We start from the raw sequence: 21,681 nt of genomic DNA, 5'->3' as shown, positions 1-21,681 counted from the left end.
TAGAGGGAGTTTTTGAATATGAAAACACGGATCACAGAGCTGTTCGGGATTGAACATCCGATCATTCAAGGCGGAATGCATTATGTCGGTTTTGCCGAAATGGCCGCCGCCGTATCCAATGCGGGCGGTCTTGGCATCATCACGGGCCTGACGCAGAAATCGGCGGCGGACCTCGCCAACGAAATTGCGCGCTGTAAAGATATGACCGACAAACCATTTGGCGTTAACCTGACATTCCTGCCCGTGGTCAATAGCCCCGATTATCCGGGCATGGTGAAAGCCATTATTGATGGCGGAGTCAAAGTTGTCGAAACCGCTGGTAACAACCCGGTTCAGGTGCTGCCTGCGCTGCATGACGCCGGGATTAAAGTGATCCACAAATGTACCAGCGTGCGGCATAGCTTAAAGGCGCAATCGATCGGATGCGATGCGGTCAGCGTTGATGGATTTGAATGCGGCGGCCATCCCGGCGAAGACGATATTCCCAACATGATCTTGCTGCCCCGCGCTGCTGATGAGCTGGAAATTCCCTTCGTTGCCTCGGGCGGTATGGCCGACGGCCGCAGCCTCGTTGCCGCCATGGCAATGGGCGCGGAGGGCATGAATATGGGCACACGTTTCATCGCCACCAAAGAAGCGCCGGTGCATGAGAATGTGAAAGCGGCCATCGTGGCGGCGAGCGAATTGGACACCCGCCTTGTCATGCGTCCGCTGCGCAATACCGAACGGGTGATGACCAACGCGGCGGTCGAACGCTTGCTGGAGATTGAAAAAGAAAAAGGCGATAATCTGCAATTTACCGACGTGATTGAACAGGTGGCGGGCGTCTATCCGCGGATTATGATGGAAGGCGATATGGATGCAGGCGCGTGGTCTTGCGGTATGGTCGCTGGCCTTATCAATGACATTCCGACCTGTAAGGAGCTGATCGACCGGATTATGGCGCAGGCGGAGGAGATTATTCAAAAACGTCTGGCCGGGATTGCTGCTTAATATGGAAAAGGCCGAAAATCCTGCCGCCAAAAAATCGCGGATGAATGTCGATGACGTACGCAGCTTGCTGTGTGAAGCCGCGCAGGCCGGTCAGGTTTTCAGCTATTCCGAATTGCTGATGCTATTGGGCTATAGCTTTTCGCGCCCGAAAATGCGGGCTTTGTGCAAGGTGCTCGACGCCATCGATGCCGCCGGGCGCGGTGTTGGCGAGCCGGAGCTGGCCTGCCTTGTGGTGCGCGAAGATGACGGTCTGCCCGGGCAGGGATGGTGGCTTGCCCGCCATGATTTTGTCGGCGAATTTGAAAGCCATGCCGCGCGCCGTTATTTGAAAGACGTGCAGCAGATTGCCTTTGACTATTGGCAGAAAAAGGCATGACCGCGCCGTGACTCGCTTGCCAACCTCTCCAATGCTGTGCGGAAATAGGTGCCACCGGTTCAGGTAAACGAGAAATGGAGGCTGTGATGCTATTTGAAATCCCGAAGGAGATTACAGACTATCTGGCGGTGCTGGATGAATTTATCGAGCGGGAGATTAAGCCGATCGAGCAGCGCAGCGACAATATCCGCTTTTTCGACCATCGCCGGGAAGATGCACGGACCGATTGGGACCGCGGCGGCCTGCCCAATGAAGAATGGGAGGCGCTGCTGCATGAAATGCGCAAGCTTGCCGACGCGGCGGGGCATTATCGTTATGCGCTGCCACAGGAATATGGCGGGCAGGACGGCAGCAATCTGGGCATGGCGGTGATCCGGCACCATTTGGCGGCCAAGGGGCTCGGCCTGCATAATGACCTGCAAAATGAAAGCAGCATTGTCGGTAATTTGGTGCAGCCATTGATGGTCCGCGATTTTGGGACGGAGCAGCAGAAAGCCGAATATATCCCCGCCATGCTCGAGGGAAAAATGATGTGGAGCTTTGGCCTGACCGAGGAAGCGCACGGGTCGGATGCCACATGGATGGAAACACGCGCCGTAGCAGAGGTGCGCGGCGGCGAGGAAGGCTGGCGTATCAATGGCGAGAAAATGTGGACGACGGGCAGCCATGTCGCCACCCATTGCATGGTTTTTGCCCGGCATAGCGGCGATGATGGCAGCGCGCGGGGCATAGGATGTTTTCTTGTGCCCTATGGCACCCCTGGCTTTGAAATTGGTGAATATATGTGGACATTCAACATGCCCACTGATCATCCCAAAGTATCCTTTAAGGATGTGTGGGTTCCGGGGCGTATGGTGCTGGGAGACGTTGAAAATGGCCTTGCCTGTGCACAGCATTTTGTCCACGAAAACCGCATCAGGCAAGCGGCATCGTCATTGGGTGCGGCGCAATATTGTATCGACGAATCCGTGCGTTACGCCATAGAGCGCAAACCATTTGGTAAACCGCTTGCGGTGAATCAGGCGATACAATTTCCGCTTGTTGAGCTGCAAACCGATGCGGAAATGCTGCGGCTGCTGATTTATAAAACCGCCGCTGAAATGGACGGCATGACCAAGCCAGAAGTCGCCATTCGCCTGTCCGATAAAGTATCCATGTGCAATTATAAAGCCAACCGGCTTGTCTGCAACGCCGCCGATATGGCGATGCAAGTGCATGGCGGTATTGGCTATTCCCGGCATAAGCCGTTTGAACATATCTACCGCCACCACCGCCGTTACCGCATCACCGAAGGCGCAGAGGAGATACAAATGCGCAAGGTCGCTGGGCATATGTTCGGTTTCATGGGAAGGGGATGATATGAACGCGTTACCAGCAGGATTTATTCCGCATTTTCGCAAAAGCCCGCTCACCGACCCTTGGGAGCCGCTATATTCAAAAATAACCGACGCGGCAGTGATTATAGCGATGCGGGCCGGGTCACAACATTGCAATTCACGCGGCTTTGTTCATGGCGGTATGATTTCTGCACTGGCCGATAATGCGATGGGCCTATCCTGTGCAAAGCAACATCAACCGGCATTAGGGCTCGTCACCGTCACATTGAATATGGAGTTTCTGACTGCGGCCAAAGAGGGGCAATGGTTGGAGTTTATCACCAGCTTTACGAAAATTGGGCGCAAGATAGATTTTGCCCAAGGACGAGTGGAAGCGGACGGAGAAATTTGCGCGCTGATGTCTGCGACTTTTGCAGTGCCGAAAGTAAAGGAAACAGAAAGTGCAACAAGCTGACGATTTTCTGGATGAATGTGAAGCGCTTCACGGTTTAGTTGCGCGCTTATCCGACGCCGATTTTGAACAAGAAACATTGTTCAAACGTTGGACCATCAGCAATATCCTGCGCCATCTGCATGTCTGGAATATCGCGGCCGATCTATCCTTGACCGATGAGGCCGGATTTACCGCTATGCTGCGCGGTCTGATGGGAGGGGCGAGGGGTATTCGCTTTACCGAGGCGGAGGCGGCCTATTTGGGCGGCCTATCGGGGCAGGCGTTGCTATCGGCGTGGATCGCACGTGCGCGCGAGACGGCAGCGCATTTTGCCTCCGCCGATCCCAAGGCACGGCTGAAGTGGGTGGGGCCGGATATGAGTGCGAGGTCAAGTATTTCGGCGCGGCTGATGGAAACATGGGCGCATGGGCAGGCGGTATATGATGTGCTGGGGCAAGACCGGGTCAATTGCGACGCGATTGGCAATATCGTCCGGCTAGGCGTTAACACATTTGGCTGGACCTATAAAAACCGCAGGATGGAGGTGCCCGCCGCGATGCCATATGTCCGGTTGACCGCGCCGTCAGGGGTTATCTGGGACTATGGCGAGGAAAGCAGCGACGAACGCATCGAAGGCGCAGCGGCGGAATTTTGCCAAGTGGTGACGCAATGCCGCAATATTGCCGATACGCAGCTGCGCGTCACTGGCGAAACCGCGCGCGAATGGATGGCCATGGCGCAATGTTTTGCCGGACCGCCCAATGACCCGCCAGCACCCGGACGTAGGCATAAGAGCGTATAGACCTGCCTGCGGGGGCATAGTAAACCAAGCGCTCAGAAAAATAGCCGCAGAGTGAGGAGATAGACAATGCCCGACATTTATATTCTAGGCGGTCATCAGTCGGATTTCGCGGAAAATTGGACGCGGCAAGAGCGCAGCTTATACGATCTGTTCGCCGATACATTGAAGCAAGGCATGGCCAAATGCGCCCTTGATGCAACCGAGATACAGGTGGGCCATGTTGGCAATTTCGTGGCAGAACTATTCACCGGACAAGGGATGCTGGGCGGTTTTTTTGGTCATGTCGATCGGGCTTTTGCAGGAATGCCGGCCGCGCGGCATGAAGGGGCCTGCGCCTCCGGTTCACTGGCGATATTGGCGGCGATGGCCGATATTGAGAGCGGGCGTTATGATCTCGCCTGCGTGCTGGGCATCGAATTGATGCGCAACGTCAGCGGGCATCAGGCATCGGAAAATCTGGGTGCAGCCATATGGGTGGGGCAGGAAAGACAGGATGCGACCTTTATCTGGCCCGCCATGTTTTCCGACCTCGCCGATGAATATGACCGCCGCTATGGTTTGAAGCATGAGCATCTGGCCGAAATTGGCCGGATCAATTTTGCCAATGCCAAACGCAACCCCAATGCGCAAACGCGCGGCTGGCAATTTGAAGAAGGCAGCTTTGCCGCGAATGACGATTTGAACCCCGTGGTCGAAGGATGGATGCGGCGGCAGGATTGTTCGCAAATTTCGGACGGGGCGGCGGTGCTGTTTTTGGCATCGGCAAAAGCCGCGAAAGCCTATGCCGACCGGCGCGGTATCGCCGCCGACAGCTTGCCGCGCATAAAAGGATGGGGGCATAGAGTCGCGCCCATGTTGATGCAGACCAAGCTGGAAGATAGCAAACATCACGATTATGTCCTGCCCTGGACCCGCGCAGCGATCACCGATGCCTATGCCCGTGCGGGAGTATCGGGGCCAGAGGCGCTCGACGCAATCGAAACGCATGATTGCTTCACCATATCGGAATATATGGCGATCGAACATTTTGGGATCACCGCCCCCGGTGAGGCTTGGAAAGCGATTGAGGCCGGGCGAATCGCGCCAGGGGGTGATATTCCGGTCAATGCCTCAGGCGGCTTGATGGGGACCGGCCACCCGGTTGGCGCAACTGGTGTGCGGATGATGCTCGATGCCGCAAAACAAGTGAGCGGCACAGCGGGCGACTATCAGGTGCCCGGCGCGCGCAATGTCGGCCTGTTTAACGTCGGCGGTTCGGGGACGACCAACTGCGCCTTTGTTGTCGGCACCGATTAAGCGGCTTCAAACTCGCTCGCTTGCGCCCATACGGCATGTGTGCCGCTGCTGATCCGGTGGGGCAGGATGATCCGGCATACCGGCCCCGCCGCAATGTCACGCGCATCCAATATCACGCATTCGGACCGGTCGGCTTTCATATCGGTAATGAAACTGATCAAATAGCCATCATCCTCCTCGGACGCGCCGATGCGGGGGACAAAGGGCGCTTCGGAGCCATAGCGCTCTTCGCCAAAATCATAGGCCTCAATCGTTCCAGCCTCCAGATCATGTTTGCGCAGGCCGGTGAATAGAAACCAGTTTTGTTTGCCCACTACGCTATAAATATAGCGGTTTTTGCGGGTCGCATATTGTTGGTTGATCGTGCCAAATTCGACATATTCTTTGTCATATAGCACTTCTTCCACCGTCTGCCCCGTGGTCATGTTGAACCGCCAGCGGTGCAGATGCGTCTTCATCGAATGCAGGTCAATATTGGCGGCCATTGCCTTATATTTATCGCCAAACTCTTCCAGTGGGGAGGGATAAGGATTTTCCTGAAAATATCCATCCATCACTATCTCGTCGCCCTCTTCGTAGGCGTTGGTGAAATGTAGGACGTAAGTGGGCGCAGCCTCAAACCATTTGACGTCCGCGTCGCTGCCCATGCGCGGGATGATGCCGAAGCGTGATGGCATGGACCTGTCGAATATCGGCACATAGAACCCTTGCGCAATTGCCGCCTGCGGCCAAAACATCGGGAAATCGTTCAGGATCGAATAATTTTCCGAAAAAGCCATATCGTGCGGCAACCGAGGCGCGGGCAGGGTGACGGGGGTATAATGTTTCAGCTCATTATCCGCGCCAACAACGCCATAATGCATATAGGGAGCTTCTGTGGAATAATTGAAAAAGCGCAGCTCGCCGGTATTCGGATCCAGCTTCGGATGCGCAGAAATGCCATCCTTGGGTGTCCATCGTTCAATGCCCAGCGTTTCCAAGGTTGCGGGATTGATCCTGTAGCCATCGCCGCATTGCCAGAAAGTCGAAAGCACATTGCCCGCATGCACAACGACATCGGTGGAGGAGCTATCCTTCACATAGCCATGCGCGCCCCAGCCTTTTTCTTCGGATTTTTTCGGATTGCCCATGCATCCGATCCATAGCGAGCGGCCTGCTTCTTGTTCCGCTTCAAAAGCGCGGGTGCGAATGAAGCGGTTGCGATATTCCGCCTTGCCGCCCGATATCCGCATCAAGTGCAGCATTCCGTCGCCATCAAAGGGATGATAGCGGCCAATCGCGTCATGCACGGGATTTTCGGTATTGCGAATATAGACGCCGTCAATGTCGGATGGAATTTCGCCAATCACTTGCATATCGGTCGCATCAACTTCTTCATGTACAGGCGACCATGCGCCGGTAAGATACGGGTGGTCGCCGGGGTTCAAAGTCGCGGCAATCTTATTCACTAATGTAATAGGCATGATGGCGGTTCTCTCCCAAACTGTTGGTCGTTTCTCATACCCTGTATACCGGATACCGGCGAATCAGCTAATAAGAAATTCCGGCGGAGCAATGCGGTGTGGATTCTGCAATTTCAGTGATTTAGCTATCGCCGAATCTATCGCCTGCAATTGCGCCGTTCCATTCGTCGCAAGCGGCACGGCAAAAACTGTTCGCCGCATCATAGGCTCGCACTGCCCGATCAACGGGGGATTTTCCAGCTTATGTTCATCTGACAGCAAGGAAGGTCGGAACAGGTGAAAACCAACGCCATGACCGTGGCGTCATATCGTTATGGGGGCTCTGACAAAACCGGTGGTTTTACCGCCATCCGGTCAAAGGAAAGATCAGGAACAGGCTGAATTTTCCGTTGTTTTGAAGGAGTAGAGTAATGAATAAATTTCCAGGAAAAGCGCAAATCGCGATTCTGTTGGGTGCAGCGGCGATATTTGCGCCTGCCAGCCTGTCGGCTCAGGATCAAGAAGACGCGGTACCAGAAACATCTGCACCGACAAATTCCGATGTAGTCGTTTACGGCACACCTCCGGCTGATCTGACCGGGTTGGAGGAAGGTCCGGTTGTCGAAGGTGTGATTTCCGCGCGCAAAGACGAAAGAATGCAAGTGACCACCGCCGATGGAACCAGAACGGTTGTGTTCATCAGCGATGCGACCACGATCAAATCGAAAAAAGGCCTGTTCGGTCTGGACCGCGACAAATTGGCGGCCAATCAATTGCTCAATGGTTTGCCGGTGAAGATCAAAACCGTGCAATGGAGCAACAGCCTAGTGGCCAGCAAAATTGATCTGAAAGACAAGGATTTGAAAACTGCTTCGATGATACAGCTGGGTACAGAGCAAGGCTTTGCTGAGCAAACAGCGGCGACAGAGGCGTTGCGCGGCCGCGTAGCCGATATTGACCAATATAATATCAAAGGCACCACCAATGTCTATTTTGACACCGGCAAATGGCGCCTAACCCCGCAAGCCGAAGCGGAACTATGCGGCGCGGCAAGTCAAGCGGGCGCAACCGAAAATGCGCTGCTGCTGGTGGTGGGCTATACCGATTCCGTGGGTGATTATGACTATAACCAAACGCTGAGCGAAAAACGCGCCAGCAAAGTGGTCAACCATCTGCAACAGGCCTGCGGTTGGAAACCATACCGGATGCTAACCCCCACCGGCATGGCAGAGGCCGACCCCGTCGCCGATAATAGCACCCCCGAAGGCAAGGCACAAAACCGCCGCGTATCGGTGAACATCCTGGTCAGCAAAAGCGTCGACGGGCTGTAAAGCTCTTCCTATATTCCCCCTCGCGCCGCCCATTGGCGCGGGGGCGGTGGCAAGGTTGGGCACGGGACGACCAGTCCCGCACCCGGGTACCAATCGCGATTAACCCATTGAACATCGGGTTGATTCCAAGTTGCGTTACAGCTTCATGCGGCTTTTGACAGAGGCGGTTGATCGGCAATGTGCAGGCGGTTGCGGCCCGCCGCTTTGGCGGCATATAGCGCAGCATCGGCCTCGTGCATGGCGGGTTGCAAGTTGCATCCTTTACGGATTGCCGCAGCGCCTGCGCTAAGTGTCACTTTCACGGACAGATCAGACAGCGATCGCCCTATGTCATGCGACAGTTGGCGGCGTAGCCGTTCAACCTGATCCACCCAATCGCCTCCGCGCAGTAACAGCACGAATTCCTCTCCGCCAATCCGCGCGGCAAAGGCGGTACTGCGCGACAGACTGGCACCGACGATGCGCAATACATCGTCACCGGCGGCATGGCCGTAACGATCATTAATCGCTTTGAAATGGTCGCAATCGACAATCGCCAATGCATCATAATCGTCCGCGTCTTGGGTAAAAACACGCTCCAAAGCGCGCCGATTGGGCAGGCCAGTGAGCGTATCGGTTTCGGCGTCCTTCTGTGCGCGCATGGCCTCTGAAAAGGCGCGGTCGCGTTCCTTCATGGCGCGCTGCACACGGATGGCCAGCATGGCGCATACGCATATCAGCTCAAACCCAAATCCCAACAGCATCCCTTCTGCATAAAATTCCAGAGACGGCCGCTGCAGTGTCTCTATCACCGCAGCCAAAGCGCCGACGCCAATAAGCGGCGCAAGTGCAACCGTGAGCACGGCAGCCTCCCGCGACCCATGCGTCATCCGCCATATCAAAGTCGCGGTGATACCCAATAGGACGAGTAACATCATGCCGCTATTAACCGCTAAGATAATCGGCTCCTCGGTCCAATAATAGCTCGCAGCACTTATCAAGTTTACGGCGGGAAACACCGTCGCAAGGCCAATTTGCACGGCGCGCGGCGTCGAACGGAGAACCAGATGAAAAATCATTAAGCCGGTCGACATCAACACGGCGCCTTCGGCCATTATTCGCCAAAAAATATGTCCAGGCTCGACCGCATTGGCGACGGATGCGATGGGCGGAAAAGTAAGGGCGAGCGCGCCAACCGAAAGCGCGTGCAAGGCAAACAGGCCGTAAACGCGGTCCCGCGTGGCCAGCGCGAAGCCAAGCCCGCCTATGGCAAACACAGTCACAAGCGCATAATATGCTCCAGCCACGATTTGCGATATATCCAAGCCATCAATCCCTTTTGCGGAAAACGGATAGCTGGGATTGGTTATTTTATGGTGAATGAATGGTTTTTGGGACTTGGGGGGAGGGGTGCGGACCATGATTGTCACGCGGAGGCACGCTGGGTTGGGGCTACACCTTCTTCGCGCTACATAGGCCAAGCGTATATCGGTTGGTACTGCGCGATTTATTTCGCGCAAATACGCAAAGACACAACAGAAAAGAAGGGCGGTAGCGAGGCCTTCAATCGCCATTTTGGCCTCAGTGTCTTTTGATGAAGCATAGCGTTATGCTACATGTGACATCATCGCCGCGCCCATGTCCACCGAGGACTATGGCGCTGCGATAACGTCCACTGCTTACCTTTATCCTCGTTTATCCTCTTGGGGGTCGAACTTTTTGGGCAGGATGCAGCGGCCAGCGTCATATTTGCCGACGCTGCGTATCACTTGATCCTTTTCGGGTTCGATCCGGCGGCCCGACAGCTGGCTGTCCAAAACGCGCTGTACCGCATTGTCGAGCCGGGTGACGAGATAACAATCGATCGCCGGCGGGGCGTGGGGATTGCCTACGCCGCTGTCATCGGTCAGGAATAGATAGCGTGACTGGGTCGCCGCCGCCATAGCGCGCATGACATATTCCGCTTCATCCGCAACGCCCGATGCCGCGACGGGGACGATATGCACCCGCTGTGCCCGCAGAAATTCCGCAGTTTGCCAGCTTCGGCCGAATAGATCATCGTGCGGCGGGGCATCGGCGACCAGCAATAGCGACCGGATAGCGCCCGGACGCCAATTTTGTTGTGCAGCGCGGATAAGGGCTTGGTCCATGGCCTCCGGATAATCCCCGCCGCCGCCCGCGCTTTGCCGGGATAGGTCGGATTGGCGCATGTCAAAATCGCTGGATAGATTTTGTGTTTGGGTGACATATACATCACCAATGTCACGGTAAAAGATGAAGCCAACCCGAATATCAACCTCGCGGTGGCGGGCGCGCACGCCGTCCAATATCGATTTCAATTCGCTTTGCAGATATGTCAATTCGTCCGACATGCTGCCGGTTGTGTCGATGGCGAGCATCAGGTCCAACTTATCAACCTTTTCCGCGTCGGCACGGGCGGCGGTTAAGGTGATGGCGTCACTGCCCAAATTTGGTGACAGGTTTAGCATCCCGCGTTCAGCGATCACCATGTCGCCTTGTTTTACCTTTATGCTGATGTTCGGGCTTAATCGGTCGAGCTCGGGGAAAAATACCGCCTTGCCATCGGCCTGTGTAGCAAGCGCCAGGCTATTTCCGTCGCTGCAGGTGATTTCGACATTGGCAAAGGGCACCGCCCGGCCGCCGCTATCCTCAACCGCAATGGTGAGGAGGCGAGAGGTATCAAGCACTGGTAAATCTCGCAGCTTTTGTCCCAAATTAGATTGCTTGACATAGCGGGCATAGAGTGCCGGATTGAGCAAGTCATCATGCTCCCCGGCGGTCAGCAAGCCCGATTGAGGCCGCGCATCATCGCGGATCGGCGGGCGGGGATATGCCGTAGAGGAGACAGACCCGTCAGCAATGCGGCTCTCCTTGCCGCGATCATCGCCGACGTCATCAGACATTACGGCCGAAACCGGGGTCGCCGCATCCATTGCCGGGGATTCCGCGCGACTTCCAGTTACAACAATCGAACCGGCATCATCGCCGCCATCGCCTGGCTCCGATGATGAAGCCGCAGGTGGAGGCGGCGGCGCGGGCGGGGGCGGAGGAGCGAGTGGCGGCGGTGACGCAGCTGGTGGAGGCGGCGGAACAGGCGAAGATGCTGCGACTGGTGAGTAAACATTTCGGTCATCTTGCTGCTGGTCCCGGCTTGGTTCCGCCGCTAGGTTATACAGAGCGGGGGCATTGCGACAGAATCCCTCGCTTTTTGGGATCATCCGGTTGTTGCTATCCGGCGTCGCCGCCTGCACTTTGCTAATCGCACCGGGTCCGGCGACCGGAACAATCATGGCTGTTATTAACAGGCCGTTGATAATGGAACGCATAATGAAAATCCCCCTCTTTCCTGATTTAATGATATTATATATCATTTCTGTCGCTAAGCTGAACAAAAATCTTTGCTTTACGGTATCAATCACATCTATCCTCTTTCGCATAAACGAAGGAAGTGGGAAAGAGCATGAAACAAATTGATTTTATTTTCGATTTTGGCAGCCCCAATGCCTATCTGGCGCATCATGTGCTGACCGATATTGCCGCGCGGACGGGCGCACGGGTCAATCCTATTCCCTGCCTGCTGGGCGGGATATTCAAGGCGACGGGTAATCAGGCACCGATGCTCGCCTTTGCCGGGATTAAGGGCAAGATGGCTTATGAAATGCTTGAGATGCGGCGCTTTATCGCTCGCCATGGGCTGACCCGGTTTAAGATGAATGCGCATTTTCCGGTTAACACGTTGCTGTTGATGCGCAGCGCGGTAGCGGCGGAGCAGGCTGGGTTCCTGCCCGCTTATATGGCCGCCGGCTTTCAGGCGATGTGGGAGGATGACCGCAAGATGGACGAGCCCGAAATATTTGCCGAAGTTATGGACAAGGCCGGACTGGACGCGGCGGCTTTGCTCACCGCAGTGCAGGATGAAACGGTGAAGGCACAACTAGCGGCCAATACAGCGGCGGCGGTCGAGCGCGGCTGTTTCGGTGTCCCCACTTTCTACGTGGGGGATGAGATGTTTTTTGGCAAAGAGCGGCTGGTGCAGGTTGAGCAATTGCTGCGGTCATAGCCGCTCATGTTATTTGCGTTTCAAACTGTCCTGTAACGCGTCAATTTGGCCGCGCAGTGCCTGTATCTCATGCAATATATCCTCGCGTTCCTGATGGCTTGCTTGCCCTTCGGCTTCTTGCATGGAGCTAACGATAATGGCGATGAACAGGTTTAACACGATGAAAGATGACAATAAGACAAAGGGAACAAAAAAGACCCAAGCGTAAGGATATACTTCCATCACGGGACGCACGATACCCATTGACCAGCTTTCGAGCGTCATGATCTGGAACAGCGAATAAAAACTCTCCCCAATCGTGCCAAACCATTGCGGGAAAGCCGCGCCGAATAACTTTGTCGCCATCACAGCAGCAATATAGAAAATCAACAGCAGCAGGACGACCACCGACCCCATCGACGGGATCGCAGAGAGCAGGCCCTGCACCACGCGGCGCATGCTGGGGACGATCGAGATCAAACGCAACGCCCGCAATATGCGCAGCGCCCGCAGAACAGAGAATCCAGCTCCAGCCGGCAAATAGGCTGAGACAACGATCACCAGATCAAAAATATTCCAACCATCCCGAAAGAAACGCTGACGATAGGCAAATAATTTCAGGGCAATTTCGCCGGTGAATATCGCTATAGCGATTTTATCGAGCGATTGGATCAATCCGCCCGCAACGCTCATCACGTCGCTGCGTGTTTCAAGGCCGAGCGTGACAGCATTGATGATGATAACCGTCAAAATGAAATTGCTAAACCATGGGCTTTCCACAATTCGGACCGCAAAATTTGGTTCGGCGTCTTGTTCCAGTGTCGCTTGAGCGGTCATAGCGGCTATCCTAAAAGAGTGTTTATATGCTTCCATATTGCTCATTTTCTAAAAACAACAAGAGGCATTTACATTATTGACGGCGCAATTTTTTTGACGATTATGAAGCGCAATTATTGCGATACACGCCGCTAGGAGAGTGATGTGCCATTTTTGATTGCAGCAACTTTATTTGTGTTAACTGCGCAAACGACAATCGCTTCGGAAAGCGACGGCGGCGAACCAACGAATAGCGAGCTATATGACAGCTTTTTATATTGTTCCGCCTATCATCTGGCAAAGACTAATCTGGAACAGCTGGAGGGAGATGCAGCGGACAGAGAGGAGGTGGAGGGCAAAGCATTTCTGACCGCCGCTGCATTATTGGAGGTTGCGGCAACCGATGATGAGCTTGGTGATCAGCTGCAAGAACGAGCGCTCGCGATGATTGACGATTATCAAAATGGCGGCGATCAGGCCAAATCAGAATATGCTGGTCTAGGCGAAAATTGCATAGAATTGCGGCCCATCGCCCAAAATATAATCGATGAAGCCCAAGCGGGGGAGCTGACCAACGCGATTTAAGCCGCGCGGTTATGGGGTGTTAGGGGGGATTTGATGTACCGATATAAATATATGCTCAAAGCGGAATTGTGCGCCGCGATTATTTTCGCTCCGGCGGCGGCGATGGCGCAAGATGCCGCTACTGCTGCGCTGCCGATGGAGACAGCCGGTGGAGATGTTGCCGCTGCTGCGGCCAAACAAAATACATCCGCTGCCGCGCCTGTAAAATTGCCGATGGAGGCTTTTGCGAAGCTGCCTTTTGTGGAGCAACCCAGTATCTCTCCGGATGGAACGCATTTGGCCGGCCTGTTCGCGATTAATGGTCAACAGCGCATCGTTATAACGCCATTGGTCAAAGACGCGGGTAAGCAGATCATTTTGGGCGTGCCGGATGAAACATCGGTTTATTCTGTCCGGTGGGTCAACGACAATAATATATTATTGGGCGTCTATTCATTGATCCGGGTGGAATCAGACCGTTGGTATGTATCGCGCTTATTGTCGGTCAACCGGGTGAGCGGGGAGGTGCAGCGTTTGTTGCCGCGCATGGGCGGACAAAATGCAGCTGATGTCCTGTGGGTACCATCCGATGGCAGCAATGAAATTCTGGTGAGCGCACAAGACAGCATTTACACCAATGTTGAAGGTTTCTGGCCAAGCGTTTACAAGGTCAACGTGGAGACCGGCACATTTCGGCGACACGTACCAGGAAAGTTCGATGTGCTTGATTGGGGCGCAGACGCCGATGGCAATGTTCGGCTCGGCATTGCCTATGACGACGCAACCCGCCGATCGACATTATTATATGCGAAAGAAGATTCGCGCGGCTTTCGCGCCATAGAGCGTGCCAACCTTCGTGAAGATGAACGGCTGAATATTCCCTTTTTGTTTATACCGGGCACCGACAAGGGGTTGGTGATGAAAGACAATGATGATGAAAAAACCATCATCGTCGAAACTGACATGGCGACCGGCCAAGATGTCCGCACCGTTTTCGAAGCGGATAGCGGTGATGTGGAATCGGTCATGCTATCTTATGACGGAAAAGCGTTGCTGGGGGTTGAGACGAGCGAGGCTGGTGAAAAAATCTGGTTTGATGGAAAGCTAAAAGCGGCGCAGGAACAGCTCGAGGCGGCGGCAAAAAATGCCGACGTTGATATTATCAGCTTTAACCGAGACCAGAGCAAATTGGTAGTGCGGATTAGCTCACCAGACAATCCTGGTTTGATCTATATTTATGATACGAATAGTCAGGACCTTGCCCAATTCGCGTCGGTTAATGAGCAGATCGGTAATCGGCGGCTGGCCCGGCCAAAGCTGGTGCAATATAAGGCGCGAGATGGACTGGAGATAGAAGGTGTGCTGACGCTGCCCAAAGGGCGCACGGGTAAAAATCTGCCCTTCATCGTCATGCCGCATGGCGGACCATGGGCGCATGACACGCTGACCTATGATTATTGGGCGCAGTTTTTGGCCAATTCGGGCTATGCGGTGTTGCAACCCAATTTCCGGGGATCGACCGGATATGGGAAGAAATTCGTCGACGCGGGTAAAGGACAAATGGGCCTCGCCATGCAGGATGACGTGACCGACGGCGTAAAATGGGCGGTGGAGCAGGGCATTGCCGATCCCAAGCGTGTGTGCATTGTCGGCGCATCCTATGGCGGATATGCGGCCATGTGGGGTGTGGTGAAGGACCCCGACCTTTATCGTTGCTCCATCTCTATCGCCGGTGTTTCCGCTGTACGCCGCGAGGTGAATGACTTTGGCAATAGTGTCCGGGAGCGCCTTTACCGCGATCAATGGCGCGAAATGGCGGCAGATTTCAACGCAATTTCACCGATTAACGGAGTGGACCGAATAAAGGCTCCATTATTGCTGATCCACGGAAAAAAAGATGTGACCGTCGATCATATTCAATCGGAAAAAATGCATAAGGCGATGGAAAAGGCCGGGAAGAATGTGGAATTTGTCTCAATCCCGCTGGCCGACCATTATTTCACTAGGGAAGAAGATCGCAAAACCTTGCTTTCATCCATGGCCAGTTTCCTGGCGAAGCATAACCCAGCGGATTAGAGGGCACTTGGGCAGGCCGCAGCCTTCCCTTGTTTCTTTTCGGATAAAACCCCTCTAAGGCGGGGGTATGAAATCTATTTTCCTTGTTATGGCGGGCGGCGCGATTGGCGCGGCGATGCGTCATCTGCTGGGCAGCGGCCTCTCGCGTTTCAGCGATCAGTCCGGCTGGCCATGGGGCACATTTGCCGCAAATATCAGCGGCGGTTTGGCCATGGGCTTGTTTACGGCCTGGCTGGTAACGACCGGACGCGGGCTCGATCATGATATCCGGCTGTTCATCGGTGTTGGCCTGCTCGGCGGGTTCACGACATTTAGCGCATTCAGTCTGGAAATGGCGATGATGATTGAGCGCGGCGCGGCAATGACGGCCTTTGCCTATGCCGCGGCATCGGTGGTGCTGGCTCTATTGGCCGTTTTTGCGGGCCTTGCAGCAGGCCGGGCGGTGTTCGCATGAAACAGCCCGCTCCATCCAAACAAGGCGCGAAGCCAAAGGCGAAATCGCCGCCCGCAAAAGCAGCCGATCAGCAAGGTATCCGCGAATATTCGGTTGGCCCGGATGATGATGGCATTCGCCTCGACCGTTGGTTCAAGCGGCATTTGCCCGATACCAGTTTCAACATTGTATCGCGCTGGGCCCGGACGGGACAGATCCGCGTCGATGGCAAACGCGCCGCGCCGGGTGACCGGATTATGGCGGGTCAGAAATTGCGCGTTCCGCCTGCGGATGCCGACGCGGTCGCCGCTCGCCCCGTGCGCGCGCGCAAGCGGACCGAACTGACCGACGATATGATCGATTTTGCGCAAAGCATGGTCATCTACCGTGACAAGGATGCGCTTGTTTTGAATAAGCCGCCGGGGCTTGCAACGCAGGGCGGGACCAAGACAAGCGAGCATGTCGACGGTTTGCTCGACGCGCTCTATTTTGACAGCGATCAACGGCCAAAGTTGGTCCACCGGCTGGATAAGGATACGTCGGGTGTTTTGCTGGTCGCAAGGTCGTCGCGCAGCGCAGCGCATTTTTCCAAAGCCTTTTCCTCGCGCACCGCACGGAAAGTCTATTGGGCGCTGGTCATGGGAGTGCCGTCGGTAGAGGACGGGGTGATCGAATTGCCGCTGGGCAAGCAACCGGGAAGCGGCGGCGAAAAAATGTGCGTCGACCATGAAAATGGGCAGCCATCGAAAAGCCGCTACCGCATTATTGAGCAAGCGGGCAATCGCTGCTGCTGGGTGGAGTTGCAACCCTTTACCGGACGCACGCACCAGCTGCGCGTGCATATGGCGGCGATTGGCCATCCCATTGTTGGCGACGGCAAATATGGCGGTAAAGAAGCGTTCCTAACCGGCGCGATCAGCCGCAAAATGCACCTGCACGCACGCCGTATCCGCATCGACCATCCGGCAATGAATAGCGCAAGCGGAGAAGCGCTCGACGTGACCGCAAACCTGCCGCCGCATATGGCGCATAGCCTTGAGGATTTAGGATTTGATCTGGCTCTGGGCGATGCGTTGCCGCTTGCGACGCCCAAATATAAAAATACGCTGGAAGCGAAAATCCGGCTGAAGAAAAATATCGCCAAAGAAATGCGCAAAGAACGCAAAGGCGAACGCCGCGCGCGCGGAGAGGTGAAAGCAGCGGGGAAGACAGGCGTTAAGGGCAAGGCGGCAAGAGGCAAAAGCGGGAAAAGCAAAAGCGCAGGGCCAGTGAAACATATCGCGCCCAAGCAAAGCCGAACAGCGGGGCAGGCGCGTAAGCGCAAATGATGCGGACATTCACCACATGACCCGGCTCGCCCTGTTTGATTGCGACGGCACTTTGGTCGATGGTCAGGCCAATCATTGCCTTGCCATGGAGGCGGCCTTTACAGAGCAGGGGTTGGAGCTGTTGCCGCGTGATATCGTGCGGCGGGTGATTGGCTTGTCGCTATTTGAATCGATGCGGCTGTTGGTGCCGAGCGGCGAGGACGATCTGCATCATGCGATGGTCGCGGGGTATAAGAAAGCCTTTATCGCGATGCGCGGCCGGGCGGAGATTGAAGAACCGCTGTATGATGGAATTGGTGACTTGTTGCACCGCCTGCATAAGGACGGCTGGCAATTGGGAGTGGCGACGGGCAAATCGGACCGGGGCCTGACCCATTGCCTTGACCATCACCGGATAAAGCAACTCTTTGTGTCGCTGCAAACCGCCGACCGCCATCCGTCAAAGCCCCATCCTTCCATGGTGTTTCAAGCCATGGCCGATGCCGGGGTGGAGGCCGGGCGCACAGTGATGATCGGCGATACCAGTTTCGATATGGAGATGGGCCGTGCGGCGCAGTGCCGCACCATCGGCGTCTCATGGGGCTATCACAGCCCAGACGAACTGCTGCAAAGCGGCGCGGAGCAAGTGGCATATAGCATGGCAGAACTGTCCGCGATATTGGAGGAAATGGCATGACCAGTGATGAAGGTAAAGCGCGGCAACGCTATCTGGTGATCAGCGCGGCGCGGTTGGCAGGTGCAATATTCATGGCCATCGGGCTGGGCATCATTGCCAATGGGTTTATGGATTTACCGGTGGAGGCGGGATATATGCTGTTCGCCATGGGCGTGATCGAGTTTATCGTCGTGCCTGTTTTGCTGGCGCGAATGTGGAAAACGCCGGAGGAATAATGCGGCGTTTTTGGACAGATGTAATTGTCGAGGCGGGGCGGGATGGTTACCGCGTGCTGCTCGACAAGCGGACAATCAAAAGCCCGTCAAAGGCCGATCTGCTGCTGCCCCATGAAGCGATGGCGCGGGCGGTCGCCGCCGAATGGGATGCGGTGGAGGAGAAGATTGATCCGGCGCGAATGCCCGTCACTGGCTTTGCCAATGCTGCGCTCGACAGGATCGCGCCGGACCGCGCTACATTCGTGGAGGCGATTGCCGCCTTTGGCGAAACCGACCTATTTTGTTATCATGCCGAAGCGCCCGAGGAATTGATCCAGCGGCAACGCGAAATATGGGGCAAATGGCTGGCATGGGCACAGTCGCGTTATCTGGTCAATTTTACCGTCGTGCGCGGTATCATGCACGAAAAACAGCCCAACGCGACAACTGAGCGGTTGAAAGCGGCGGTGGCGGAGCTGTCTATATGGCAATTGGCGGCGGCATCGAAATTGACGCATTTGTCCGGATCGCTGATCGCGACGCTGGCGCTGACGGAGGGTGAAGCGGATCCGGCGGCGCTGTGGCACGACCTGATCCTCGACGAATATTGGCAGGAGGAAAAATGGGGCGCGGACGAATATGCGATCAAAAACCGACGCGACCGAGAGGCAGATTTTTTGAACGCAGCGGCGTTTATGAAACTTGCGGGAATAAGCGAGTAGGGCGGGAAATATGCATTCTGAACTTGTTTCGGGATACATAAAGCGCTGCCCATCACCCTAAAAACATCGCCCCCACAATTATCCATTTACCAATTTGCGCGCAAATCCGATCAGGCCTTTTTGCCGCGACCGGCTGAGCCGTTCGGCGGCGAGTATATGTTGTATCTTGGTGAAGCAGGCTTCGATATCATCATTGATCAGCACATAGTCATAGCCGTCCCAATGGCCGATTTCCGCCTTTGCCCGGGACATCCGTTCGTTGATAACTTCATCGCTATCGGTGCCGCGTCCGCGCAGCCGCGCCTCCAGCTCGGCGATCGACGGCGGCAGGATGAAGACGCGGACCACGTCATTTCCGGCCTCTTGATATAGCTGCTGCGTGCCTTGCCAATCGATATCGAACAGGACATCCTTGCCCTGTTCCAGCATTTCCTCCACCGGCGCTTTGGGCGTGCCATAACGGTGACCGAACACATGCGCCCATTCCAGAAATTCGCCATTTTTGGCCATTTGTTTGAATGTATCGGTATCGACAAAATGATAATCGACCCCGTCCACTTCGCCGGGGCGCGGCGGGCGGGTTGTGGCGGACACCGATAATGAGATTTGCGGGTCGGAATAGAGCAGCTTTCGTGCCAGCGTTGACTTGCCCGCCCCTGACGGCGAAGACAGTACGAAAAGCAACCCGCGCCGGTCCAATTCGACCGCACCATTTTCTGCGACATTATTTTTTTCTTGAGCCATATGTGTCTCTGGCTCAAATGGGGGATGGACGTCAAGTGGGCGTGATCGGGGGAATAAAAATGTCAAATGCTTGGCCGCTGCGGATCAGCAAATGGAGCGCGGCGATTGCGCTGCTTCTCGTAATCATGTTTGCCGGAATATTATTCTCGATGGGCCGCCCGCCTATATGTGCCTGCGGATCGGTGAAATTGTGGCATGGCATTGTCCAATCTTCGGAAAATAGCCAGCATCTGTCCGATTGGTATACGTTCAGCCATATTATCCATGGTTTCATCTTCTTTGGCCTGGGGCATTTGCTGCGTAAGAAATGGCCTGCGTTCTTCACTCTGGGCGTCGTGGTTTGTTTGGCGATATTGGCCGAAGGCGCGTGGGAGGTGATGGAAAATTCATCCGTGGTCATCGACCGCTACCGCGAAGCAACGATCAGCTATGGCTATGAAGGCGATAGTATCGTCAACAGCATGGCCGATATTGGCTGGATGCTATTTGGCTTTTTGCTCGCATCGCGTTTGCCGTGGAGAGCAACATTGGCGGCGGCATTGTTATTTGAGGTGATGACTGCTTATTTGATCCGCGATAATTTGACGCTGAATATCTTGATGCTAACCGCCGCGCCGCAGTCGGTGAAGGATTGGCAGGCGCAAGGGACCGGTTATTGGCTCACAGGGAAATAGGGGCGGTTATTCGCCGCTGATATTCTTTTCCTTGCGCCGGTCATAAATCGCCTTAGCCAGCAGCGCGCCGCCGACGAGTGCCGCTCCGGGTAGTGAGCGGGTGGCAATACGGGCGGCGGCAAGGCCCACGCCAAATGCGATCAGTCCTTTACCCCGGCTTTTGCTGCGCACCCCGGTGCTGACAGCGGCTCGGGTCATTTCGGTGATGATTGACATTGCGGTTCGTCCTTATTTCTTGCGGCCGAAATCGACGCTGACGACGTTGGAGCCATCTTCTTGCGCTTCGGCAATGGCGGCCGCGCTTTCCTCGTCATTTTCCGCCTCTTCATGCGGCTCAGGACCGCCATCTTTGTCATCGACATGGAATTGCAGCGCGAAATCCACCGCCGGATCGACAAAAGCAGTGATCGCCGAATAAGGTATGACCAAATGCGAAGGTATCTGACTAAAAGACAGGCCGACTTCGAAATGATCGGCCTCCACTTTCAAATCCCAATATTTATGTTGCAGCACAATCGTCATTTCGTCGGGAAAGCGTTCGTGCAGATGCGACGGTATCGCCACGCCCGGGGCCTGGGTTTTGAAGGTGATATAAAAATGATGATCACCGGGCAGGCCGGTTTCGGCAATCTCACCCAATACGCGCCCCACCACCGCGCGCAATGCCTCCTGCACTACATCATCATAGGGAATCAGGCTTTCGGGCAGGTCATCACTCATTTCTATTTGGTGGACCGGCTTTTCACCGAAATCAAGGCTCTTTTGCGCTTTTAACCCACTTGCGAAAGATTTGGGTATCTTTATAGCACCGGCCATGCGCAACGGAATTATCAGCCGCAAGACCAGCGAGACGTCGATTGACGTTGAGGTCAATTTGGACGGCACGGGCCAATATGAGATTAGCACCGGCATCGGTTTTCTGGACCATATGCTGGAGCAGCTATCGCGCCATTCGCTGATCGACTTAAAGGTGAAGGCGGTGGGCGATCTGCATATAGACCAGCATCATACCACCGAAGATACCGGGATCGCGATTGGCGAGGCGGTGCTGGCGGCGCTCGGTGAGAAACGCGGGATCACCCGTTATGGCAGCGCTTATGCGCCGATGGATGAAACGCTGACCCGCTGTGCGCTTGATATTTCAGGGCGGCCCTATTTTGTGTGGAAAGTCGGCTTTACCATGGACCGGATCGGCGAATGGGATACCGAGCTGATCGAACATTGGTTCCATAGTTTCGCGACGAGCGCCGGGATTACGCTGCATATCGAAAACCTGTATGGCAGCAACAACCATCATATTGTCGAAAGCTGTTACAAGGCGCTCGCCCGGGCATTGCGGATTGCGGTGGAAATTGACCCGCGAAAGGCGGATGCCATCCCGTCGACCAAGGGGAAGCTGTAACCC

General features: G+C 55.2%; 24 protein-coding genes. 17 read left to right on the top strand and 7 right to left on the bottom strand.

The features are described from left to right. The first annotated feature begins 18 nt into the window (after positions 1 to 18). The 6 genes from ACFOWX_RS00290 (at position 19) to ACFOWX_RS00265 (ending at position 5,237) form a co-directional block, all read left to right on the top strand. Positions 19 to 993 (top strand): NAD(P)H-dependent flavin oxidoreductase, encoded by a 975-nt coding sequence (locus tag ACFOWX_RS00290; RefSeq protein WP_381420454.1) that lies wholly within the window; start codon positions 19 to 21, stop codon positions 991 to 993. Between the two features lies 1 nt (position 994). Next, entirely contained in the window at positions 995 to 1,369 is a 375-nt protein-coding gene (locus ACFOWX_RS00285; RefSeq protein ID WP_381420453.1) for a ribose-phosphate pyrophosphokinase, read from the top strand. 86 nt (positions 1,370 to 1,455) lie between these two features. Next, positions 1,456 to 2,727, top strand: coding sequence for an acyl-CoA dehydrogenase family protein (locus ACFOWX_RS00280; RefSeq protein ID WP_381420452.1), 1,272 nt, complete (start codon positions 1,456 to 1,458; stop codon positions 2,725 to 2,727). Position 2,728: 1 nt separating this feature from the next. After that, positions 2,729 to 3,160: a PaaI family thioesterase gene (locus tag ACFOWX_RS00275; RefSeq protein WP_381420451.1), complete on the top strand. Its 432-nt coding sequence runs from the start codon at positions 2,729 to 2,731 to the stop codon at positions 3,158 to 3,160. After that, a complete protein-coding gene (locus ACFOWX_RS00270; protein ID WP_381420450.1) occupies positions 3,147 to 3,941 on the top strand; it encodes a TIGR03084 family metal-binding protein in 795 nt (264 codons plus the stop codon). Before ACFOWX_RS00275 ends, ACFOWX_RS00270 begins: the two co-directional genes overlap by 14 nt. A gap of 66 nt (positions 3,942 to 4,007) precedes the next feature. Continuing rightward, on the top strand, positions 4,008 to 5,237 hold the full coding sequence (locus ACFOWX_RS00265; RefSeq protein WP_381420449.1) for an acetyl-CoA acetyltransferase: 1,230 nt from the start codon (positions 4,008 to 4,010) through the stop codon (positions 5,235 to 5,237). Here ACFOWX_RS00265 and ACFOWX_RS00260 read toward each other — a convergent pair. Next, the gene (locus ACFOWX_RS00260) at positions 5,234 to 6,700 is read right to left on the bottom strand and encodes a carotenoid oxygenase family protein (protein ID WP_381420448.1); all 1,467 of its coding nucleotides are present in this window, start codon (positions 6,698 to 6,700) and stop codon (positions 5,234 to 5,236) included. The genes ACFOWX_RS00265 and ACFOWX_RS00260 overlap by 4 nt on opposite strands. A gap of 410 nt (positions 6,701 to 7,110) precedes the next feature. On the opposite strand from ACFOWX_RS00260, the gene ACFOWX_RS00255 reads away from it, so the two are divergent. Continuing rightward, a complete protein-coding gene (locus tag ACFOWX_RS00255; RefSeq protein ID WP_381420447.1) occupies positions 7,111 to 8,010 on the top strand; it encodes an OmpA family protein in 900 nt (299 codons plus the stop codon). Positions 8,011 to 8,153: 143 nt separating this feature from the next. On the opposite strand, the gene ACFOWX_RS00250 is transcribed toward ACFOWX_RS00255, so the two are convergent. Further along, a complete protein-coding gene (locus ACFOWX_RS00250; protein ID WP_381420446.1) occupies positions 8,154 to 9,314 on the bottom strand; it encodes a sensor domain-containing diguanylate cyclase in 1,161 nt (386 codons plus the stop codon). 360 nt (positions 9,315 to 9,674) lie between these two features. Beyond that, positions 9,675 to 11,336: a vWA domain-containing protein gene (locus ACFOWX_RS00245; RefSeq protein ID WP_381420445.1), complete on the bottom strand. Its 1,662-nt coding sequence runs from the start codon at positions 11,334 to 11,336 to the stop codon at positions 9,675 to 9,677. A 134-nt stretch (positions 11,337 to 11,470) separates the two neighbouring features. On the opposite strand from ACFOWX_RS00245, the gene ACFOWX_RS00240 reads away from it, so the two are divergent. After that, the gene (locus tag ACFOWX_RS00240; protein WP_381420444.1) at positions 11,471 to 12,070 is read left to right on the top strand and encodes a 2-hydroxychromene-2-carboxylate isomerase; all 600 of its coding nucleotides are present in this window, start codon (positions 11,471 to 11,473) and stop codon (positions 12,068 to 12,070) included. A gap of 9 nt (positions 12,071 to 12,079) precedes the next feature. Here ACFOWX_RS00240 and ACFOWX_RS00235 read toward each other — a convergent pair whose 3' ends face one another. Beyond that, entirely contained in the window at positions 12,080 to 12,886 is an 807-nt protein-coding gene (locus tag ACFOWX_RS00235; RefSeq protein WP_381420443.1) for an ion transporter, read from the bottom strand. 144 nt (positions 12,887 to 13,030) lie between these two features. Here ACFOWX_RS00235 and ACFOWX_RS00230 point away from each other — a divergent pair, with 144 nt between their 5' ends. The 7 genes from ACFOWX_RS00230 to ACFOWX_RS00200 all read left to right on the top strand — a co-directional run bounded on the left by ACFOWX_RS00230 (position 13,031) and on the right by ACFOWX_RS00200 (position 18,858). Next, on the top strand, positions 13,031 to 13,450 hold the full coding sequence (locus ACFOWX_RS00230) for a hypothetical protein (protein WP_381420442.1): 420 nt from the start codon (positions 13,031 to 13,033) through the stop codon (positions 13,448 to 13,450). A gap of 33 nt (positions 13,451 to 13,483) precedes the next feature. Then, positions 13,484 to 15,505 (top strand): alpha/beta hydrolase family protein, encoded by a 2,022-nt coding sequence (locus ACFOWX_RS00225; protein ID WP_381420441.1) that lies wholly within the window; start codon positions 13,484 to 13,486, stop codon positions 15,503 to 15,505. Between the two features lie 67 nt (positions 15,506 to 15,572). Beyond that, complete coding sequence (gene crcB / locus ACFOWX_RS00220) at positions 15,573 to 15,959, top strand: fluoride efflux transporter CrcB (protein ID WP_381420440.1); 387 nt, start codon at positions 15,573 to 15,575, stop codon at positions 15,957 to 15,959. Next, positions 15,956 to 17,266: an RluA family pseudouridine synthase gene (locus ACFOWX_RS00215; RefSeq protein ID WP_381420439.1), complete on the top strand. Its 1,311-nt coding sequence runs from the start codon at positions 15,956 to 15,958 to the stop codon at positions 17,264 to 17,266. The genes crcB and ACFOWX_RS00215 overlap by 4 nt, the downstream gene beginning before the upstream one ends. A 16-nt stretch (positions 17,267 to 17,282) precedes the next feature. After that, entirely contained in the window at positions 17,283 to 17,942 is a 660-nt protein-coding gene (locus ACFOWX_RS00210) for an HAD-IA family hydrolase (protein ID WP_381420438.1), read from the top strand. Continuing rightward, positions 17,939 to 18,157: a hypothetical protein gene (locus ACFOWX_RS00205; protein WP_381420437.1), complete on the top strand. Its 219-nt coding sequence runs from the start codon at positions 17,939 to 17,941 to the stop codon at positions 18,155 to 18,157. Before ACFOWX_RS00210 ends, ACFOWX_RS00205 begins: the two co-directional genes overlap by 4 nt. Next, positions 18,157 to 18,858: an ATP12 family chaperone protein gene (locus ACFOWX_RS00200; protein ID WP_381420436.1), complete on the top strand. Its 702-nt coding sequence runs from the start codon at positions 18,157 to 18,159 to the stop codon at positions 18,856 to 18,858. The genes ACFOWX_RS00205 and ACFOWX_RS00200 overlap by 1 nt, the downstream gene beginning before the upstream one ends. A 78-nt stretch (positions 18,859 to 18,936) precedes the next feature. Here the strand turns inward: ACFOWX_RS00200 and gmk are convergent, their stop codons facing one another. Next, positions 18,937 to 19,602, bottom strand: a complete 666-nt coding sequence (gmk, locus tag ACFOWX_RS00195) for a guanylate kinase (protein WP_381420435.1) — start codon at positions 19,600 to 19,602, stop codon at positions 18,937 to 18,939. A 59-nt stretch (positions 19,603 to 19,661) separates the two neighbouring features. Between gmk and ACFOWX_RS00190 the strand changes: the two genes are divergently transcribed. Continuing rightward, positions 19,662 to 20,276, top strand: a complete 615-nt coding sequence (locus tag ACFOWX_RS00190; protein WP_381420434.1) for a DUF2585 domain-containing protein — start codon at positions 19,662 to 19,664, stop codon at positions 20,274 to 20,276. Positions 20,277 to 20,282: 6 nt separating this feature from the next. Here the strand turns inward: ACFOWX_RS00190 and ACFOWX_RS00185 are convergent, their stop codons facing one another. Then, the gene (locus tag ACFOWX_RS00185) at positions 20,283 to 20,492 is read right to left on the bottom strand and encodes a hypothetical protein (protein WP_381420433.1); all 210 of its coding nucleotides are present in this window, start codon (positions 20,490 to 20,492) and stop codon (positions 20,283 to 20,285) included. Positions 20,493 to 20,504: 12 nt separating this feature from the next. Beyond that, positions 20,505 to 20,996 (bottom strand): SspB family protein, encoded by a 492-nt coding sequence (locus tag ACFOWX_RS00180; RefSeq protein WP_381420557.1) that lies wholly within the window; start codon positions 20,994 to 20,996, stop codon positions 20,505 to 20,507. A gap of 94 nt (positions 20,997 to 21,090) precedes the next feature. On the opposite strand from ACFOWX_RS00180, the gene hisB reads away from it, so the two are divergent. Further along, on the top strand, positions 21,091 to 21,678 hold the full coding sequence (gene hisB / locus ACFOWX_RS00175; RefSeq protein WP_381420432.1) for an imidazoleglycerol-phosphate dehydratase HisB: 588 nt from the start codon (positions 21,091 to 21,093) through the stop codon (positions 21,676 to 21,678). Positions 21,679 to 21,681 lie beyond the last annotated feature (3 nt).

The organism is Sphingorhabdus arenilitoris (assembly GCF_042651485.1).
Lineage (GTDB): Bacteria > Pseudomonadota > Alphaproteobacteria > Sphingomonadales > Sphingomonadaceae > Sphingorhabdus_B > Sphingorhabdus_B arenilitoris.
Note: the sequence above shows the minus strand (reverse complement) of the source record. Positions and strands in the feature narration are given on the sequence as shown.

Bases quoted from the DNA above. Each gene is read 5' to 3' on its own strand.
- ACFOWX_RS00290 (WP_381420454.1), top strand. From the start codon at position 19: ATGAAAACACGGATCACAGAGCTGTTCGGGATTGAACATCCGATCATT.
- ACFOWX_RS00285 (WP_381420453.1), top strand. From the start codon at position 995: ATGGAAAAGGCCGAAAATCCTGCCGCCAAAAAATCGCGGATGAATGTC.
- ACFOWX_RS00280 (WP_381420452.1), top strand. From the start codon at position 1,456: ATGCTATTTGAAATCCCGAAGGAGATTACAGACTATCTGGCGGTGCTG.
- ACFOWX_RS00275 (WP_381420451.1), top strand. From the start codon at position 2,729: ATGAACGCGTTACCAGCAGGATTTATTCCGCATTTTCGCAAAAGCCCG.
- ACFOWX_RS00265 (WP_381420449.1), top strand. From the start codon at position 4,008: ATGCCCGACATTTATATTCTAGGCGGTCATCAGTCGGATTTCGCGGAA.
- ACFOWX_RS00260 (WP_381420448.1), bottom strand. From the start codon at position 6,700: ATGCCTATTACATTAGTGAATAAGATTGCCGCGACTTTGAACCCCGGC.
- ACFOWX_RS00255 (WP_381420447.1), top strand. From the start codon at position 7,111: ATGAATAAATTTCCAGGAAAAGCGCAAATCGCGATTCTGTTGGGTGCA.
- ACFOWX_RS00245 (WP_381420445.1), bottom strand. From the start codon at position 11,336: ATGCGTTCCATTATCAACGGCCTGTTAATAACAGCCATGATTGTTCCG.
- ACFOWX_RS00240 (WP_381420444.1), top strand. From the start codon at position 11,471: ATGAAACAAATTGATTTTATTTTCGATTTTGGCAGCCCCAATGCCTAT.
- ACFOWX_RS00235 (WP_381420443.1), bottom strand. From the start codon at position 12,886: ATGACCGCTCAAGCGACACTGGAACAAGACGCCGAACCAAATTTTGCG.
- ACFOWX_RS00225 (WP_381420441.1), top strand. From the start codon at position 13,484: ATGTACCGATATAAATATATGCTCAAAGCGGAATTGTGCGCCGCGATT.
- crcB (WP_381420440.1), top strand. From the start codon at position 15,573: ATGAAATCTATTTTCCTTGTTATGGCGGGCGGCGCGATTGGCGCGGCG.
- ACFOWX_RS00215 (WP_381420439.1), top strand. From the start codon at position 15,956: ATGAAACAGCCCGCTCCATCCAAACAAGGCGCGAAGCCAAAGGCGAAA.
- ACFOWX_RS00210 (WP_381420438.1), top strand. From the start codon at position 17,283: ATGACCCGGCTCGCCCTGTTTGATTGCGACGGCACTTTGGTCGATGGT.
- ACFOWX_RS00205 (WP_381420437.1), top strand. From the start codon at position 17,939: ATGACCAGTGATGAAGGTAAAGCGCGGCAACGCTATCTGGTGATCAGC.
- ACFOWX_RS00200 (WP_381420436.1), top strand. From the start codon at position 18,157: ATGCGGCGTTTTTGGACAGATGTAATTGTCGAGGCGGGGCGGGATGGT.
- gmk (WP_381420435.1), bottom strand. From the start codon at position 19,602: ATGGCTCAAGAAAAAAATAATGTCGCAGAAAATGGTGCGGTCGAATTG.
- ACFOWX_RS00190 (WP_381420434.1), top strand. From the start codon at position 19,662: ATGTCAAATGCTTGGCCGCTGCGGATCAGCAAATGGAGCGCGGCGATT.
- ACFOWX_RS00185 (WP_381420433.1), bottom strand. From the start codon at position 20,492: ATGTCAATCATCACCGAAATGACCCGAGCCGCTGTCAGCACCGGGGTG.
- ACFOWX_RS00180 (WP_381420557.1), bottom strand. From the start codon at position 20,996: ATGAGTGATGACCTGCCCGAAAGCCTGATTCCCTATGATGATGTAGTG.
- hisB (WP_381420432.1), top strand. From the start codon at position 21,091: ATGCGCAACGGAATTATCAGCCGCAAGACCAGCGAGACGTCGATTGAC.